Origin of the sequence: Streptomyces sp. NPDC050448 (assembly GCF_040655295.1) — a bacterium.
Taxonomy (GTDB): Bacteria; Actinomycetota; Actinomycetes; order Streptomycetales; family Streptomycetaceae; genus Streptomyces.
The window spans coordinates 34295-50189 of the sequence record NZ_JBFAJR010000022.1; the positions used below are offsets into that span (position 1 = coordinate 34295).

20 protein-coding genes are annotated in these 15895 nt (G+C 72.5%); 16 read left to right on the forward strand and 4 right to left on the reverse strand.

The features are described from left to right. Window positions 1-24: 24 nt before the first annotated feature. The 3 genes from AB0I68_RS24260 to AB0I68_RS24270 form a co-directional block, all read right to left on the reverse strand. Window positions 25-1155, reverse strand: a complete 1131-nt coding sequence (locus AB0I68_RS24260; protein WP_363179443.1) for a trypsin-like peptidase domain-containing protein — start codon at window positions 1153-1155, stop codon at window positions 25-27. 309 nt (window positions 1156-1464) lie between these two features. Continuing rightward, window positions 1465-2487, reverse strand: a complete 1023-nt coding sequence (locus tag AB0I68_RS24265) for a LacI family DNA-binding transcriptional regulator (RefSeq protein ID WP_363179444.1) — start codon at window positions 2485-2487, stop codon at window positions 1465-1467. A 24-nt stretch (window positions 2488-2511) separates the two neighbouring features. After that, window positions 2512-3327 carry a response regulator transcription factor gene (locus AB0I68_RS24270; RefSeq protein ID WP_363179445.1) on the reverse strand — a complete coding sequence of 272 codons (816 nt, stop codon included), beginning with the start codon at window positions 3325-3327 and terminating at the stop codon, window positions 2512-2514. 511 nt (window positions 3328-3838) lie between these two features. Here AB0I68_RS24270 and AB0I68_RS24275 point away from each other — a divergent pair. The 10 genes from AB0I68_RS24275 (at window position 3839) to AB0I68_RS24320 (ending at window position 11071) form a co-directional block, all read left to right on the forward strand. Further along, window positions 3839-4093, forward strand: coding sequence for a MoaD/ThiS family protein (locus tag AB0I68_RS24275; RefSeq protein ID WP_054222580.1), 255 nt, complete (start codon window positions 3839-3841; stop codon window positions 4091-4093). A 10-nt stretch (window positions 4094-4103) separates the two neighbouring features. Beyond that, window positions 4104-5798 carry a hypothetical protein gene (locus tag AB0I68_RS24280; protein WP_363179446.1) on the forward strand — a complete coding sequence of 565 codons (1695 nt, stop codon included), beginning with the start codon at window positions 4104-4106 and terminating at the stop codon, window positions 5796-5798. A 114-nt stretch (window positions 5799-5912) separates the two neighbouring features. Beyond that, the gene (locus tag AB0I68_RS24285) at window positions 5913-6623 is read left to right on the forward strand and encodes a DUF2993 domain-containing protein (protein WP_363179447.1); all 711 of its coding nucleotides are present in this window, start codon (window positions 5913-5915) and stop codon (window positions 6621-6623) included. Between the two features lie 161 nt (window positions 6624-6784). Then, entirely contained in the window at window positions 6785-6868 is an 84-nt protein-coding gene (locus AB0I68_RS24290) for a putative leader peptide (RefSeq protein WP_350206375.1), read from the forward strand. 209 nt (window positions 6869-7077) lie between these two features. After that, on the forward strand, window positions 7078-7923 hold the full coding sequence (locus AB0I68_RS24295) for a sulfurtransferase (RefSeq protein WP_363179448.1): 846 nt from the start codon (window positions 7078-7080) through the stop codon (window positions 7921-7923). Between the two features lie 62 nt (window positions 7924-7985). Beyond that, window positions 7986-8276, forward strand: a complete 291-nt coding sequence (locus tag AB0I68_RS24300; protein WP_007265476.1) for a DUF1416 domain-containing protein — start codon at window positions 7986-7988, stop codon at window positions 8274-8276. Window positions 8277-8398: 122 nt separating this feature from the next. Next, on the forward strand, window positions 8399-8662 hold the full coding sequence (locus tag AB0I68_RS24305; RefSeq protein WP_363179449.1) for a DUF3099 domain-containing protein: 264 nt from the start codon (window positions 8399-8401) through the stop codon (window positions 8660-8662). A gap of 302 nt (window positions 8663-8964) precedes the next feature. Then, entirely contained in the window at window positions 8965-9537 is a 573-nt protein-coding gene (locus AB0I68_RS24310; RefSeq protein ID WP_363179450.1) for an FABP family protein, read from the forward strand. 85 nt (window positions 9538-9622) lie between these two features. Further along, on the forward strand, window positions 9623-10069 hold the full coding sequence (locus AB0I68_RS24315) for a transcriptional repressor (protein WP_363179537.1): 447 nt from the start codon (window positions 9623-9625) through the stop codon (window positions 10067-10069). 33 nt (window positions 10070-10102) lie between these two features. Next, the gene (locus tag AB0I68_RS24320; protein ID WP_363179451.1) at window positions 10103-11071 is read left to right on the forward strand and encodes a folate-binding protein; all 969 of its coding nucleotides are present in this window, start codon (window positions 10103-10105) and stop codon (window positions 11069-11071) included. Window positions 11072-11084: 13 nt separating this feature from the next. Here the strand turns inward: AB0I68_RS24320 and dtd are convergent, their stop codons facing one another. Next, window positions 11085-11510, reverse strand: coding sequence for a D-aminoacyl-tRNA deacylase (gene dtd, locus AB0I68_RS24325; RefSeq protein ID WP_363179452.1), 426 nt, complete (start codon window positions 11508-11510; stop codon window positions 11085-11087). A gap of 162 nt (window positions 11511-11672) precedes the next feature. On the opposite strand from dtd, the gene AB0I68_RS24330 reads away from it, so the two are divergent. The 6 genes from AB0I68_RS24330 to AB0I68_RS24355 all read left to right on the forward strand — a co-directional run bounded on the left by AB0I68_RS24330 (window position 11673) and on the right by AB0I68_RS24355 (window position 15873). Further along, a complete protein-coding gene (locus tag AB0I68_RS24330; protein WP_363179453.1) occupies window positions 11673-12281 on the forward strand; it encodes an AmfC protein in 609 nt (202 codons plus the stop codon). Window positions 12282-12327: 46 nt separating this feature from the next. Continuing rightward, window positions 12328-13572 carry a GNAT family N-acetyltransferase gene (locus tag AB0I68_RS24335; RefSeq protein ID WP_363179454.1) on the forward strand — a complete coding sequence of 415 codons (1245 nt, stop codon included), beginning with the start codon at window positions 12328-12330 and terminating at the stop codon, window positions 13570-13572. Window positions 13573-13614: 42 nt separating this feature from the next. Beyond that, window positions 13615-14391, forward strand: a complete 777-nt coding sequence (locus AB0I68_RS24340; protein WP_363179538.1) for a putative protein N(5)-glutamine methyltransferase — start codon at window positions 13615-13617, stop codon at window positions 14389-14391. A gap of 101 nt (window positions 14392-14492) precedes the next feature. Further along, window positions 14493-14972 carry a helix-turn-helix transcriptional regulator gene (locus AB0I68_RS24345; protein WP_363179455.1) on the forward strand — a complete coding sequence of 160 codons (480 nt, stop codon included), beginning with the start codon at window positions 14493-14495 and terminating at the stop codon, window positions 14970-14972. 10 nt (window positions 14973-14982) lie between these two features. Further along, a complete protein-coding gene (locus AB0I68_RS24350) occupies window positions 14983-15399 on the forward strand; it encodes a VOC family protein (RefSeq protein WP_363179456.1) in 417 nt (138 codons plus the stop codon). Window positions 15400-15480: 81 nt separating this feature from the next. Next, window positions 15481-15873 carry a helix-turn-helix domain-containing protein gene (locus AB0I68_RS24355; RefSeq protein ID WP_363179457.1) on the forward strand — a complete coding sequence of 131 codons (393 nt, stop codon included), beginning with the start codon at window positions 15481-15483 and terminating at the stop codon, window positions 15871-15873. The last annotated feature ends 22 nt before the right edge of the window (window positions 15874-15895 follow it).

Genomic DNA, 15895 nt, shown 5'->3' on the forward strand with positions numbered 1-15895 from the left:
TCGTACCAGGCTCGCACGGGACGCCTAGTACGAGGTCCCGAAGCCGTCGGCGGCGCCGCTGCTGCCGCTGCTGCCGCCGTTTCCGGTGCCGGTCCCGCCCTTGCGGAGGGAGGCGAGGTCGGCCTTGATCGTGTTCACCGGGATGGCGAAGCCGAGGCCGACGCTGCCGGCGGTGGAGCTGTCGCTGGAGGGGGAGTAGATCGCGGAGGGCATGCCCACGATCTCGCCGTTCATGTTGACCAGGGCGCCGCCGGAGTTGCCCGGGTTGAGGGACGCGTCCGTCTGGATGGCCTTGTACGAGGTGGTGTCCGATCCGGTGTTCCCGTTGAACTGCTGACCGTCGTACGAGAACGGCCAGCCGCCGTTGCCCCGCTGCCGCTGCGGCGCCTGCTGCTCGGACTTGGGCACGTTGACCTCGCGGTTCAGGGCCGAGACGATGCCGCTGGTGACCGTGCCGGTGAGGCGGTCGGGGGAGCCGATGGCGACGACCTGGTCGCCGACCCTGAGGTTCTCGGAGTTGCCGAGCTTGGCCGGCTTGAGGTTGCTCGCGCCCTGGAGCTTGATGAGGGCGAGGTCCTTGCCGGGGTCGGTGCCGGCGGTTTTGGCCGGGTACTTCTTGCCGTCGCTCATCGTCACCTGGATCTCGGTGGCGCCGTCGACGACGTGGTTGTTGGTGACGATCTCGCCGTCGGCGGTGACCACGATGCCGGAGCCGGTGCCCTGGCCGGACCCGGTGCGGGTGTCGATCCGGACGACGGAGGGGCTGACCTGCTCGGCCACTCCGGAGACGGTGCCGCTGCTGGACTGCGAGACGTTGGTGCCGGTGATGCCGCCGCTGCGGGCCTGGTCGCCGAGCAGCTGCTGCACGGCGGCGGCGGTGCCACCCCCGACGACGGCGGCGGCCAGCGCCACGGCGGCGAGCAGCGCGACGGGCCGCTTGGCGCGGGCCGCGTGCGCGGGGCCCTCCGGGGGCGCGGGGGGTGCCGGGGGCAGGGTCTCGCCGCTGAACACCGGGGGCTGGTGCGCCTCGTGCCAGCCGGGCGCCGCCGGGGGCGGGTAGGCGGGCGGCGGCGGGTAGGTCCCGCCGAGGGGCGCGCTCTGGGTCGGGCCGTGCTCCTGCGGGTACCCGCCTTCGCGGCGGAAGCTCTCGGTCATGACTACGACTGTGTCCGCGGATCATGAGAGCTTCCTGAGTCCCGGCTGAGAAGCCCGACAGAACCGCGTATGCCGGATATAAACCCGCCCTCCCGGCCCTGCCGGCGTTCGAGGCGCGGGTCCGGGCGGAGCCCGGTGAACGGGAGAAGGGCGGTGGGGGACGGCCCCGCGCAGCGGCCCCCTGCGGAGCCTGACGCGGCGGGTACACGGCCCCCGGCCAGGCTCCGGCGGACGGAGTCCGGCGCAGCGGCCCGAAGCCAGGGAGGCGCCCCTGGCGCCGAGCGGTGCGAGGGACGCGTGAAGGAGGGGTCAGTGGCAGCCGCAGGAGCGGCGGACCACCAGGGCCGACGGGAACTGCTTCAGGCGCTCCCGGCGCGAGCCGGCCACCCGGAGGGCGTCGTCCAGGACGAGGTCCACGGCCGCGCGCGCCATCGCCGGGCGGTCCGAGGCGATCGTCGTCAGCGGCGGGTCCGTCAGGGCCGCCTCCTTGACGTCGTCGAAGCCGGCCACCGCCAGCTCCCCCGGCACGTCGATGCGGAGCTCCCGCGCCGCCCGCAGCACGCCGATCGCCTGGTCGTCCGTGGCGCAGAAGATGGCCGGAGGCCGGTCCGGCCCCGACAGCACCTCCAGCGCCACGCGGTACGCGTCGTAGCGGTTGTAGGGGGCCTCGAAGAGCCGGCCCTCCACCGAACGGCCGGACTCCTGCATGGCCCGGCGCCAGCCCTCGACGTGGTCGGCGACCGGGTCGCCGACCGACGGGGTGTTCTCCACCCCGCCGATGCAGGCGACGTACTCGTGCCCGTGTTCCAGCAGGTGGCGGGTGGCGAGCTGCGCGCCGCCGATGTCGTCCGTGACGACCGCGACGTCGTCTATGGCCTCCGGCCGCTCGTGCAGCAGGACCACACGGGCGTCCCAGGCCTCGATCTCCGAGGCGGCGCGCTCGCTCATGCCCTGGCTGACCAGGATCAGCCCCGAGACCCGCATCCCGAGGAAGGCCCGCAGGTAGTGCACCTCGCGCTCGTCCCGGTAGTCGGAGTTCCCGACCAGGACCATCTTTCCGCGCTCGGCGGCTGCCTGCTCGACCGCGTGCGCCATCTCCGCGAAGAAGGGCTGGCGCGCATCCGGGACGATCATGCCTATGAGGTCGGTGCGCCGCGACGCCATCGCCTGCGCGACCCGGTCCGGGCGGTAGCCCAGCTCCTTGATCGCGGCGAGTACACGCTCGCGCGTGGCCGGGGCGACCGGCCTGGGTCCGTTGTTGATCACGTAGCTCACGACGGCGGTAGAAGTACCCGCAAGTCGCGCCACGTCATCCCGCGTCACCTTGGCCACGCTCGGGAGTCTACGCGGGGTGACCTACCTCTGGGCAGGCCGTCCTGCCGACTGCACGATCACAGGAGGTTCCTCCATACGGGGGACGGCCGCCGAAGCCTGGGCCGAAGCCTGCGAAGCGGCCTTGGCGGCCGCCTGCGCCGCCGCCTCCGCAGCCGCCCGCTCGACCTTCTCCGGCGTGACGAAGCGGTAGCCGACGTTGCGGACCGTGCCGATCAGCGACTCGTGTTCGGGGCCGAGCTTCGCGCGCAGCCGCCGTACGTGGACGTCCACCGTCCGGGTGCCGCCGAAGTAGTCGTACCCCCAGACCTCCTGGAGCAGCTGGGCCCGGGTGAAGACCCGGCCCGGGTGTTGCGCGAGGTACTTGAGGAGCTCGAACTCCTTGAAGGTGAGGTCGAGGACCCGGCCCTTCAGCTTCGCCGAGTACGTCGCCTCGTCGACCGACAGGTCGCCGTTGCGGATCTCCATCGGGGAGTCGTCGGAGCCCAGCTGCTGGCGGCCGGTGGCCAGCCGCAGCCGCGCCTCGACCTCGGCCGGGCCCGCGGTGTCGAGGAGGACGTCGTCGATGCCCCAGTCGGCGGTGACGGCCGCGAGGCCGCCCTCCGTGACGACGAGGATCAGCGGACAGCCGGGGCCGGTGGAGCGGAGCAGCTGGCACAGAGAGCGCACCTGCGGGAGATCGCGGCGGCCGTCGACGAGGATGACGTCCGCGCCGGGGGTGTCCACGAGCGCGGGGCCCTCGGCGGGGGCCACCCGGACGTTGTGCAGCAGCAGGCCGAGGGCGGGCAGCACCTCGGTGGACGGCTGCAGGGCATTGGTCAGCAGCAGGAGAGAGCTCATGCCCGACCACCTGCCCCGGTCGAGCGGTTTTGCACGGTTCGCTGGTCCATCACGTCGGTTCCTCCTCGGTCCCGTCGAGGACTTTCGCGGTACTGCTTCGTACGTGGTGCGTGGTGCGCTGTGTGGCGGCCTGCCGGTCCCCGCGCCCTGAGGCCCGGACGGACACCACTGTTCTCGGTCCGTTCAACGTGTCGAAAGCACAAAAGGACCCGGGGGCAACGTTGCCCGGATCCTCTCGCCAGCAGAATAGCCCACCCGTCGGTGCGTGGCAGAGGCTTCGACCTCTGCGCTTCTGTGGTTCCTGCCACCCTTACGCCCTGGGCACACCTCCCGGCGGCAACTGGGTGGGCTATGCCCCGGTTTCACCGGATCGATGGGCCTACAGCAGGCCTACCGGGCGCACGCCGGGCGCACGCTGAGCGCACGCCGGGCGCGCGGAGGCGCGCCGGATCGGCGGGCGGGAGGGTTCATCATGGAGGCCGACGGTAGAGAGCCGACGATGGGAGCAGCAGTGGCAACCGGAACCATCCGCTACTGGGCGGCGGCCAAGGCCGCGGCCAAGACGGCGGAGGAGCCGTACTCGGCGCAGACACTGGCCGAGGCGCTCGACGCCGTGCGGGAACGCCACCCCGGGGAACTGACCCGGGTCCTGCAGCGCTGCTCCTTCCTCGTGAACGACGAGCCCGTGGGCAAGCGCCCGCACGATGCCGTTCCGCTGACCGAGGGGGGCACCGTCGAGGTGCTCCCGCCGTTCGCGGGCGGGTGAGCGGAAACCGATGAGCACTCCCGAGGAACAACAGCAACAGCAACAGCAACAGCAGCAGCACCACCAGCAACAGCAGCAGCACCAAGACCCGTACGGGACCCAGACCTGGCAGTCGGACACCTGGGACACCGGCTACCAGCCGGCCCCCGAGGTCCAGCCGGTCCAGCCGTCGCCGGGCGTGCTGCCCGGCCAGCCCGTGGCGCCCGAGGGCTGGTTCCGGGACGAGGCCCCGGCTCCCCAGGCCCAGCCCCAGGCCCAGCCCGACCCCCGGGGCTGGTCCCAGGAGGGCGGCCTGCCCGCGCCGTGGCCGGACGGATCCGGCGCCGCCGCCGAGCAGACCGCGTACCTGCCGCCCTACCCGGGTCCGGCCGCAGCCGATCCGCTGCAGCAGTCGCAGCCGGTCGCCCCCGACGGCTGGTTCCGGGACGAGGCCCAGGCCTGGTCCCAGGCCGCCGGCATCCCCGCACCCGCCGCTGCGGCGGAGACCGCGTACCTGCCGCCGTACCCCGGCCCGGCCGCGGCCGGGCCGCAGCCGGTCGCCGCTGCGGCGGAGACCGCGTACCTGCCGCCGTACCCGGGTCCGGCCGCGGCCGGGCCGCAGCCGGTCGCTCCCGAGGGCTGGTTCCGCGACGAGGCGCCCGCCGCCGCTGCCCCCGCCCAGGTCCCCGGGGCCGGCTGGCCGCAGAGCGGTGGCTCCGCCGCGCCCTGGACCGAGGGCTCCGCCGCGGAGCAGACGGCCTACCTCCCGCCCCAGGCCGCCGCCCCAGCGGACGCCGCCGCCGAGCAGACGGCCTTCCTGCCGCCGTACCCGGGCCCCGAGGGGCCGGCCGCCATGGCCGCGGCCGCTCCGGCGCAGCAGGCCGCGGCCCCCGCGGCCCCCGTCGGCTCCGGGGCCCCGGGCGAGGCGACCGCGTACTCGCCGCCCACCCTCGCCGGCAACACCCTGCGCGCCGTCGACCCCGCCCAGGCCCGTGCCGAGGGCCGGTCGCCGATCATCGACCCGGGTCCGCAGCCGGCCGTGCTGACCGCCGCCCTCGGGCTGCTGCTGGCCGGGGCCGCCGCCCTCGGGGACTTCGCGCTGCTCGTCCCGCTGGTCGCCCTCCAGGGGCTCACCGCGGCCGGCTGGTTCCGGCTCAACGGCATGTGGCCCGCCCGCCAGGGCATCGCCCTCGCCTTCCTCGGGGCGCTCGTCGCCGACGGCGCGGTGCTCGCCGTGGACGACACGTACGGCCCCGGCGCGATCATCGGCACCCTCGGCGCCTGGGTGCTGCTCACGCTGGTCCTCCAGCTGCGCAGCCACGCCGATCCCGACGAGCGGTTGTACGGGCTGATGGCCTCCGTGGCCTCCGCCGCGCTCGCCATCGTCTGCGCCGGCTACCTGGCGGCGGACTCCGCCGCCGTCAGCGTCGGCGCGGCGGCCGTCGGGGTCGCCGTGTTCACCCGCGCGCTGCCGCTGCCGACGCCGGCCTCCGTCGGCGTCTCGCTGGCCGCGGCCACCGGAGCCGGCATCGCGGTCGGCGGACTGACCTCCGTCGGGGTGGGCGGGGCGCTGGTCGGCCTGGCCGCCGGGGTGTGTGCGCTGATCGGGCTGCGGGTGGCCGCGTACGACTACCCGTCCAAGTTCGTCCACATGACGGCCGGTGTCGCGCTGCCGCTGGCGGCCGCGGCTCCCGCCGTCTACCTGATCGGGCGGGTGGTCGGCTGACGCGGGGCCGGCCGGCGCCGGATGGCGGCGGGCGTCACAGTGCAGCTGACGGCCTCCGTACGGCCGACCATGGTCCACTAGAACGCACGTACCGATCTACAGGGGGTGGGGCACGTGCGGTTCCTGCGTGTCGTTGTGATCATCGGAGTGGTGCTGGGCGCCCTGTTCGCGGGCGCCGACCGCTGGGCGGTCGGCTATGCCGAGAACCGGCTGGCCGACCGCATCCAGGCCCGTCAGGGGCTCGCGGGGACCGCTGAGGTGGACATCCACGGGTTCCCGTTCCTGACCCAGGCGCTCAGCCACGACCTCGACCGGGTCGACGTGAAGCTGAAGGGCGTCGAGGCCGTGTCGGACGGCCGCAAGACGCGGATCTCGCAGCTCGACGCGAGCTTCCGCAGCGTGAAGCTCAACGGCGACTACAGCGGGGGCACCGCCGCGCGGGCCGAGGGCACGGCCCTCGTCACGTACCGGGACCTGACCGAGGCCTCGCAGAACGGCGTGACGCTCACCTACGGCGGGGCGCCGGGCAAGGTGAAGGTCACGGCGGCCGTGGAGGTCCTCGGCAAGAGGCTGTCCCCCAGCGTGGTGTCGACCGTCACGCTCGTGGACGCCCCGGGCGGCGGCAAGGTGGTCCGGGTCCGGGCCGACGAGGTGCCGGGTGGGGGCCTCCCCGGGATCGAGAGCGCGGTCCGCAAGAAGACCGACTTCGACCAGCGGCTCGACGGCAGCCTGCCGGCCGGGCTCCGGCTGACCGCGCTGACCTCGGACGAGGCCGGCGTGCACCTCACGCTGAGCGGCTCGAACGTGGTGCTGGCCGGATCGTGAGACGGTACGGTCCGATCCGCAGAAGGACGGGCCGTACGAAGGCCCCCGGAGGCGTGCGGAGGCCGCCCGGGGGCATGCGCATCCCAGTATTCGGACGATCCTGTCTCGGAATATGACACGCCGGTGACAGGGCGGCCGATTCGTCCCTACGATCCATCGCTATGAAGCATCAGCAGGCGGACCTCACGAAGCGACGGGCAGTAGACCTGTGTCGCGTCGCCGCCATGCTCTGTCGATCCATGTGACCTGTGAGCGCTTCCGCTCCATCAGCCGGACGACCGTCCTTCCCGCGTGACCGCACAGCAGCCGCCCCCTCCCACCCGCTGACGCCTCCCCGCGCAGTGCCCGAGGGCGTCGTCCGCAGCGGTACGCACCAGCAGAACCAGCAGACCGCCCCGCAGCACCTGCACCTGCACAGCACGCCCCGCCGCACACTGCCCCGGAGGAGAACACCATGAGCCGCAGCGACGTCCTCGTAGACGCCGACTGGGTCGAGGCCCACCTGAACGACGCCGACGTCGTCATCGTCGAGGTGGACGAGGACACGTCCGCATACGACAAGAACCACATCACCAACGCCGTCCGGATCGACTGGAAGCAGGACCTCCAGGACCCGGTCCGCCGCGACTTCGTGGACCAGGAGGGCTTCGAGAAGCTCCTCTCCGCCAAGGGCATCTCCAACGACGACACCGTCGTCCTCTACGGCGGCAACAACAACTGGTTCGCGTCGTACGCCTACTGGTACTTCAAGCTGTACGGCCACCAGGACGTCCGCCTCCTCGACGGCGGCCGCAAGAAGTGGGAGCTCGACTCCCGCGACCTGGTCGACGGCGCCGAGGTCCCGAACCGCCCGGCCACCCAGTACAAGGCCCAGCCGCAGAACGCCTCGATCCGCGCCTTCCGCGACGACGTCGTGGCCGCGATCGGCGCCCAGAACCTGGTCGACGTCCGCTCGCCCGACGAGTTCTCCGGCAAGCTGCTCGCCCCGGCGCACCTCCCGCAGGAGCAGTCGCAGCGCCCCGGCCACGTGCCGAGCGCCCGCAACATCCCGTGGTCGAAGAACGCCAACGACGACGGCACCTTCAAGTCCGACGAGGAACTGACCGCCCTCTACGAGGCCGAGCAGGTCGACCTGTCGAAGGACACCATCGCGTACTGCCGCATCGGTGAGCGCTCCGCGCTCACCTGGTTCGTGCTGCACGAGCTCCTGGGCCAGGAGAACGTCAAGAACTACGACGGCTCCTGGACCGAGTACGGCTCCCTGGTCGGCGTGCCGATCGAGCTCGGCGCCAACAAGTAATTCAGACGACCGGGCACGCGACGCCCCTCGTAGGACGACCTCTCCAGGACAGGACAGAGAACATGTGTGGAGCACAGATCGGCGGGCCCGACCTCGCGACGCTCAAGCCCGGTGAGACCGCCATCCAGGGTCAGGTGACCAAGGACGGCGAGCCCATCAGCGGGTACGTGCGCCTGCTCGACTCGACCGGCGAGTTCACGGCCGAGGTCCCGACCTCGGCGACGGGCCAGTTCCGCTTCTACGCGGCGACCGGCTCGTGGACCCTGCGCGCGCTGGTCCCCGGCGCCCAGGCGGACCGCGCCGTGGTCGTGGCCGAGGCCGGCGGCGTGACGGACGTGGCGATCGCGGTCTGACGACCGCGCTGCTCACGCAGCAATCGATGGACCGGCCGAAGGGCCGCACCCCCGGGGGTTGGACGCCACTGGAACGGGGTGCGGCCCTTCGCGCCGTCCGCCTCCGGCTCTACCCTGGAGGCATGTACGCCCGGCGGCGCCGCATCTACTTCCTCCTCATGGGCGGATGCATCTTCCTCTTCGTATCCGCCTGGTCCTTCGTGCGGCTGTTCTCGGTGGAGGCGGCCGTCGCCCTGTGCGTGGTCGCCATGGTCATCCCGCCGGTCGCCGCGATGATCGCGAACCGGCGCGGGCCGGAAGACCGCTGGTGGGACGACCCCTCGGGCGATCCGAAGTCCGACGAGTGGTGGGACGAACTGGACGGAAAGCGGCGTCACGAGGACTGAAACGCGCCGAGCCCCTTCCCGGGCCGCCGCAAGAGGCGCGCCCGGCGTGCGGTCTACCTCACGGAGTGCGCCGGCCCGCGGGCCAGTAGGCTTGGGGACCGGCCCGTACACGCCCACATCACTCCGAGGAGCACCCCGTGCTTGAGGCATTCTTCACCTCCCTGCTGGTTCTGGTCTGCGTCGGCGTGCTCGCCTTCACCGGCCTCGCAGTGAAGAAGCTGTACCAGGGCCAGCGCTGATCTCCGATCGGCCGCCCTCCCGGACCCGGAACCCCTCCCCACAGATCGCCTGAGCAGCCATTCATGATCCAGATCCCGTCCGACCTGAACCCGGGCCTCGTGCCCCTCGCCTTTCTCCTCGGCACCTGGGAGGGCGCAGGCGTCTTCGACTTCCCCGGTGAAGAGAAGTGCAACTTCGGCCAGGAAGTCGTCTTCAGCCACGACGGCCGGGACTTCCTGGCGTACACCTCCCACAGCTGGGTCCTCGACGCCGAGGGCAACAAGGTGCGGCCGCTGGAGTCCGAGTCCGGCTTCTGGCGCATCGACAAGGACCGCAAGGTCGAGATCGTCATGGTCCGCGACCAGGGCGTCGTCGAGGTCTGGTACGGCGAGCTCGCCGACCAGAAGCCCCAGATCGACCTGATCACGGACGCCGTCGCCCGCACCGCCGCCTCCGGCCCGTACAGCGGCGGCAAGCGGCTCTACGGCTACGTGAAGAGCGACCTGATGTGGGTCGGCGAGAAGGCCACCCCGGACGTCGAGCTGCGCCCGTACATGTCGGCCCAGCTCAAGAAGGTCGTCACGCCCGAGGAGGTCGCCGAGATGGCGCGCAACCTCCCGGACATGCCGGACGACGGCATCGCCTTCTTCCGCTGAGCGGACGTCCACAGGCTGTGCAAGAAGGGGATCGCGGGCCGGCCCGCGGTCCCCTTCGCGCGCTTACACTGGCCGGGTGGGGACCATCGGAGACACCGAAAGTGCTGACTGGAAGAGCGATCTGCGGCAGCGCGGCTACCGGCTGACCCCGCAGCGCCAGCTCGTGCTGGAAGCGGTCGACACCCTGGAGCACGCGACCCCGGACGAGATCCTCGTCCACGTGCGCAAGACCGCCTCCGGAGTCAACATCTCCACCGTCTACCGCACGCTGGAGCTCCTGGAGGAGCTGAAGCTCGTCTCGCACGCCCATCTCGGGCACGGGGCCCCGACGTACCACCTCGCCGACCGGCACCACCACATCCACCTGGTCTGCCGCGAGTGCACCGAGGTCATCGAGGCGGACGTGGACATCGCCGCCGAGTTCACCGCGAAACTGCGCGCCACCTTCGGCTTCGAGACCGACATGAAGCACTTCGCGATCTTCGGACTGTGCAAGAAGTGCGCCGCCAAGCAGCACGACGCTCCGGCATAGGAGCGGACCGGGCAGGGTCGTAGGCTTGGTGGCATGACCAGCAGCCCCTTGCTCCATCTCCCCGGCGCCGTACCGGCCGAAGGCCGCGACGAGGGCGTCGCCGCCCACTACGGAGAGCTGTACGGCGAACAACGCGCACTCGCGGACGGCCGCGGTTTCGTCGACCTCTCGCACCGCGGGGTCGTCACCGTCACCGGACCGGAGCGGCTGAGCTGGCTGCACCTGCTGCTCACCCAGCACCTCACGGAACTCCCGCCCGGGCAGGCCACCGAGGCGCTGATCCTCTCCGCCAACGGCCACATCGAGCACGCGCTCTACCTCGTCGACGACGGCGAGACCGTGTGGGCGCACGTGGAGCCCGGCACCCAGGAGGCGCTGATCGCCTACCTGGAGTCGATGAAGTTCTTCTACCGCGTCGAAGTCGCCGACCGGACCGCCGACTTCGCCGTCGTGCACCTGCCGGCCGGCTCCATCGCCGAGGTCTCCAAGGAGTACGCCGTACGGGAGACCGCGCACGGCCGCGACGTCTTCCTGCCCCGCGCCGAGCTGGAGACCTTCGCCGCGGCGCACGGCCCCGCCGCCGGGCTCCTCGCGTACGAGGCCCTGCGCGTGGAGGCGCACCGGCCGCGGCTCGGCCTGGAGACCGACCACCGCACCATCCCGCACGAGCTGGGCTGGATCGGCACCGCCGTGCACCTCCAGAAGGGCTGCTACCGCGGCCAGGAGACGGTGGCCCGCGTCCACAACCTCGGCAAGCCCCCGCGCCGCCTGGTCTTCCTGCACCTGGACGGCTCCGAGGTGCTGCTCCCGGCACACGGCACCCCGATCCGGCTCGCCGCCGACGGGGAGGAGGGCCGCCAGCTGGGCTTCGTGACCACCGCGGTCCGCCACCACGAGCTGGGCCCGATCGCGCTCGCACTGGTCAAGCGGAACGTGCCGGTCGACGCCCCGCTGCTGGCCGGGAAGACGGCCGCCGCGCAGGAGGTCGTCGTAGCGCCGTAGCCGCTCGGACGTCTCAGACGTCGATGACGAGGGTGAACGGGCCGTGGTTGGTCAGCGAGACCCGCATGTCCGCGCCGAACCGGCCCGTTTCCACCGTCGCCCCCAGCGCGCGCAGCTGCGCGACGACCTCGTCGACCAGCGGCTCGGCGACCTCGCCGGGCGCCGCCGCGTTCCACGTGGGGCGGCGGCCCTTGCGGGCGTCTCCGTAGAGCGTGAACTGCGAGATCACCAGCAGCGGCGCGGCCACGTCGCTGCAGGACTTCTCCGCCTCCAGGATCCGTACGGACCAGAGCTTGCGCGCCAGTTGCGCCGCCTTCTCCGGGGTGTCGTCGTGGGTCACCCCCACCAGCACGCACAGCCCCTCGCCGACGAACTCGCCCACGGTCTCACCGGCCACGACGACGCTCGCGCCGTCCACCCTCTGCACCACTGCTCGCATCCCACCTGTGTATCAGGCGTGCACCCATCAGGGGCCGATCGGGTGGCGTGGGACTGCACCGGCACCACGGAGAGTGGCACGATGCATGCAGGCGGTGCTTCCCCCCGGTTCCACGGGCCGGGGGCGACCCCATGCACCGGTCGAGGGGACGGACACGTTCACATGAATACTTCCGGTACTTCCGTACCTGCATCACCCGTACCTGCAGCATCCGCGGCCACTCCGACAGGCGCGGCCAGACCGCCCGCGCAGCGCATGGGCGAGGGGCAGGCGCCGACCACGCTCGCCACCGCGCTCGGGCTGCCGGAACTGCGCACGCTGCGCCGCGACGCGCAGCGCGACGAGGCCGATCTGAGCTACGTACGCAGACTCCTCCAGGGCCGGATCGACATCCTGCGCGCCGAACTGGCCCGGCGTAGCGACCCGGAGGCCCCGGTGACCCCGGAGCCGCCGGTGGTCGACCGGCTCTCGGAGATCCTCGCCGACGCGCCCTCCAGCCGCAGCGCCTCCGCCCGGCACGTCACGCTCGGCACCCCGCACAGAGAGGAGTTCCGGCTGCTGGCCGCGGAGATGCTGTCCGACGTGGAGCTGTCGGACCTGGATGCGCGCACCGACGGTGAACTGCACGACGCGATGGGCCGGTTGGTGCGCTACGAGCAGCAGGTCTCACGGCGCCGGCACCAGCTGCAGCGCACGGCGGACGACTGCAGCGCGGAGATCACCCGGCGCTACCGGGAGGGCGAGGCGCAGGTGGACGACCTGCTGGTGTAGATAATTCGGGCGACTCGGCCCGGGGCGGCGGTTAGCGTGGCCGACTATGAGTGCAGACGTCCGGCCGATCGCCGCCTCCGAACTCCCCGAGTGGCTCCAAGCCGTGAACACCGGCTTCGTGCGACCCGAACGCGTCACCGAGTCCGATGTCGCCCAGCGGGCCAAGTACACCGACCTGGGCCGCACGCTGGGCGGCTTCGACGCGGCCACGGGCCGCTGCGTGGCCACCTTCCGCTCGTTCACCCAGGAGTTGACGGTCCCCGGCGGCGCGACCGTGCCCGCCAGCGCCGTCACCAATGTCGCCGTGCTGCCCACACACCGCCGCCAGGGCCTGCTGACCCGCATGATGGCCACCGAGCTGGCGGCCGCGAAGGCGCGCGGCGACGTGGTGTCGACGCTGATCTCCGCCGAGTACCCGATCTACGGGCGGTACGGCTACGGGCCCGCCGCCTCGGTCACCGAGTGGGAGATCGACGTGAGCCGCACCGGGCTCGACCCGCGCTGGTCCGGGCCTGCGGACGGCGGCCGGATCGAGCTGGTCGACGTGGCCGAGGCGCGGACGATCGGCCCCGTCCTGCACGAGCGGCTGCGGGCGGTCTCGCCCGGCACGGTCAGCCGTAACGCGCGCTGGTGGAGCCTGGCCTCCGGGCTGGAGGAGACGTCCCACCGCCCGTACAAGGACAAGTTCTACGCCGTGTACCGGACGGCGGACGGCGAACCGGCCGGCCTCGCCGTGTACACGTCCGACGACCGCTGGACGGACGGGAAGCTCCCGCTCAACACCGTGCAGGTGAAGGACCTGATCGCGGTCACCCCGGACGCGCAGCGCGCCCTGTGGCACTTCCTGTGCTCCATCGACTGGGTGCTGAAGGTCCGCACCGGCTACCGCGCCCCCGACGACCTCGTCGCACACCTGCTGCCCGACCCGCGTGCGGCCACGATCGTGACCGCCTCGGACTTCCTGTGGCTGCGGGTGCTGGACGTCGTACGGGCGCTGGGCGCGCGGACGTACGCCGTGCCCGGGGTCCTCGTACTCGAGGTGACGGACGCGGCGGGGCCGGCCGCCGGCCGCTACCGGCTCGACGCGGGCGCGGGGGAGTGCGCGGTCACCGAGGAGCCGGCGGACCTGCGCCTCGACGTGTCGGCGCTGGGCTCCCTGTACCTCGGCGACGAGTCGGCGGTGCGCCTCGGCGCGCTCGGGCAGGTCGTGGAGGAGCGGCCGGGGGCGCTGGCGCTCGCGGACGCGGTGTTCCGCACGGCCCGCCGCCCGTGGTGCCCGGACGTCTTCTGACCTCGCGGGCATGGCACTGTTGACGCGGAACCGAGGAGTGGGCTGAGCTACGTGGCTTCGATTGTGGAAACCCTGCGGGCGGCGGGCTGCGTCTTCGCGGAGGAGGAGGCCGAGCTGCTGACGGCCGCCGCCGAGGACGACGGCCACCTGGCGGCCCTGGTGGCCCGCCGGGCCGGCGGCGAACCGCTGGAACACGTCGTCGGCTGGGCGGAGTTCTGCGGACTGCGCATGCGCGTCGGCGCGGGGGCCTTCGTACCGCGCCGGCGCACCGAGTTCCTCGTGCAGGAGGCCGTGGCCCTGGCCCGGCCGGACGCCGTGGTGCTCGACCTGTGCTGCGGGGTCGGCGCGCTGGGCGCGGCGGTGGCGGCGCAGCTGGGCTCCCGGGTGGAACTGCACGCGGCGGACGTCGATCCGGCGGCGCTGGCGTACGCGCGGCTCAACGTGGCCCCTTACGACGGGCGGGTCCACGAGGGCGACCTGTACGCCGCGCTCCCCGACTCGCTGCGCGGCCGGGTGGACCTCCTGGTCGTCAACGCCCCGTACGTGCCGACGCAGGAGATCGGGCTGCTCCCCTCGGAGGCCCGCGACCACGAGCCCCTGACCTCCCTGGACGGCGGCGTGGACGGCCTGGACATCCACCGCCGGGTCGCGGCGGGGGCCCTGCCCTGGCTGGCGCCGGGCGGCCGGCTGCTGATCGAGACGAGCGCCCGCCAGTCCCCGCAGACGGCCTCGGCCCTGTCGGCGGCGGGCCTGGTGGTCCGCGCGGCCACCTCGGAGGAGCTGTACGCGACGGTGGTGATCGGGACCCGCGCGGCCTGAGCACGGGTTTCCTCTGCCTCCCCCTCCGTCGCCTGGGGCCCCCTCCTGGCGGCGGTCACGCTCTCCCCTCACCGCCGCCACCGCGGCCTTAGGCTGGCAGGGTGACGCTCGAGGACCTCGTACGGCTGCGCCGGGCCCGGGACGCGATGGACCGCGACTATGCGCAGCCCCTCGACGTCCCGGCGCTGGCGCGGGTCGCCCTCATGTCGCCCGGGCACTTCTCCCGCAGCTTCCGGGCCGCCTTCGGGGAGACCCCGTACAGCTACCTGATGACCCGGCGCGTCGAGCGGGCCAAGGCGCTGCTGCGGCGGGGAGACCTGAGCGTGACGGAGGTCTGCTTCGCGGTCGGCTGTACCTCGCTGGGGTCGTTCAGCTCGCGCTTCACGGAGCTCGTCGGCGAGAGCCCGAGCGCGTACCGGGCCCGCCGCCACGACCCGGGCGCGGCCATTCCGGCGTGCGTCGCCAAGATCCTCACGCGGCCGGCCAGGAGCGGACCCGCCAGGAGCGGACCGGCCGGGAGCGGACCGGCCGGGAGCGGACCGGTCACGGACGGAGAAGCGGAAACCGGCGCCCGCCCGTAGCGTCGAAGGCATGGAAATCAAGCTCTCCCAGTGCTTCATCGCCGTCGACGACCACGACAAGGCGCTCGCCTTCTACCGCGACGCCCTCGGCATGGAGGTACGCAACGACGTGGCGTTCGAGGGGATGCGCTGGGTGACCATCGGCTCACCCGCGCAGCCGGACGTGGAGATCGTCCTCGAACCGCCGGCCGCGAACCCGAACGCCTCGCCGGAGGACAAACAGGCGATGGCCGAGCTGCTGGCCAAGGGCATGCTGCGCGGCGTGATCTTCTCGACCGACGACGTCGACGCCGCCTTCGAGCGCATCCGGGCCGCGGGCGGCGAGGTGCTCCAGGAGCCGATCGACCAGCCCTACGGCGTCCGCGACTGCGCCTTCCGCGACCCGGCCGGGAACATGCTGCGTTTCAACCAGCCGCGCGCCCGGTGACCTGCGCCCCGCCCCATCACCGGTGGGTGATTTTGCAAGCAGGTGCTTGCAATAGTTAGCAGAGTGCGGCAGGATCGGGGCATGGCATCGCTCAACGTCGGAAATCTCGGCGAGTACCTCCGCGAGCAGCGGCGGCAGGCCCAGCTTTCGCTGCGGCAGCTCGCCGACGCGGCGGGGGTGTCGAATCCGTACCTGAGCCAGATCGAGCGCGGGCTGCGCAAGCCGAGCGCGGACATCCTGCAGCAGCTCGCCAAGGCGCTGCGGATCTCCGCGGAGACGCTGTACGTGCAGGCCGGGATCCTCGACGAGCGGGATCGCGACGAGGTGGAGACGCGGGCCGTCATACTCGGCGACCCGTCCATCAACGAGCGGCAGAAGCAGGTGCTGCTCCAGATCTACGACTCGTTCCGCAAGGAGAACGCGCTCGAGGCCGACCCGGCCGGCGCGGACGACGAGATGCCCCCTACGAACTGAACTGTGATCCGGGAGGACCAGC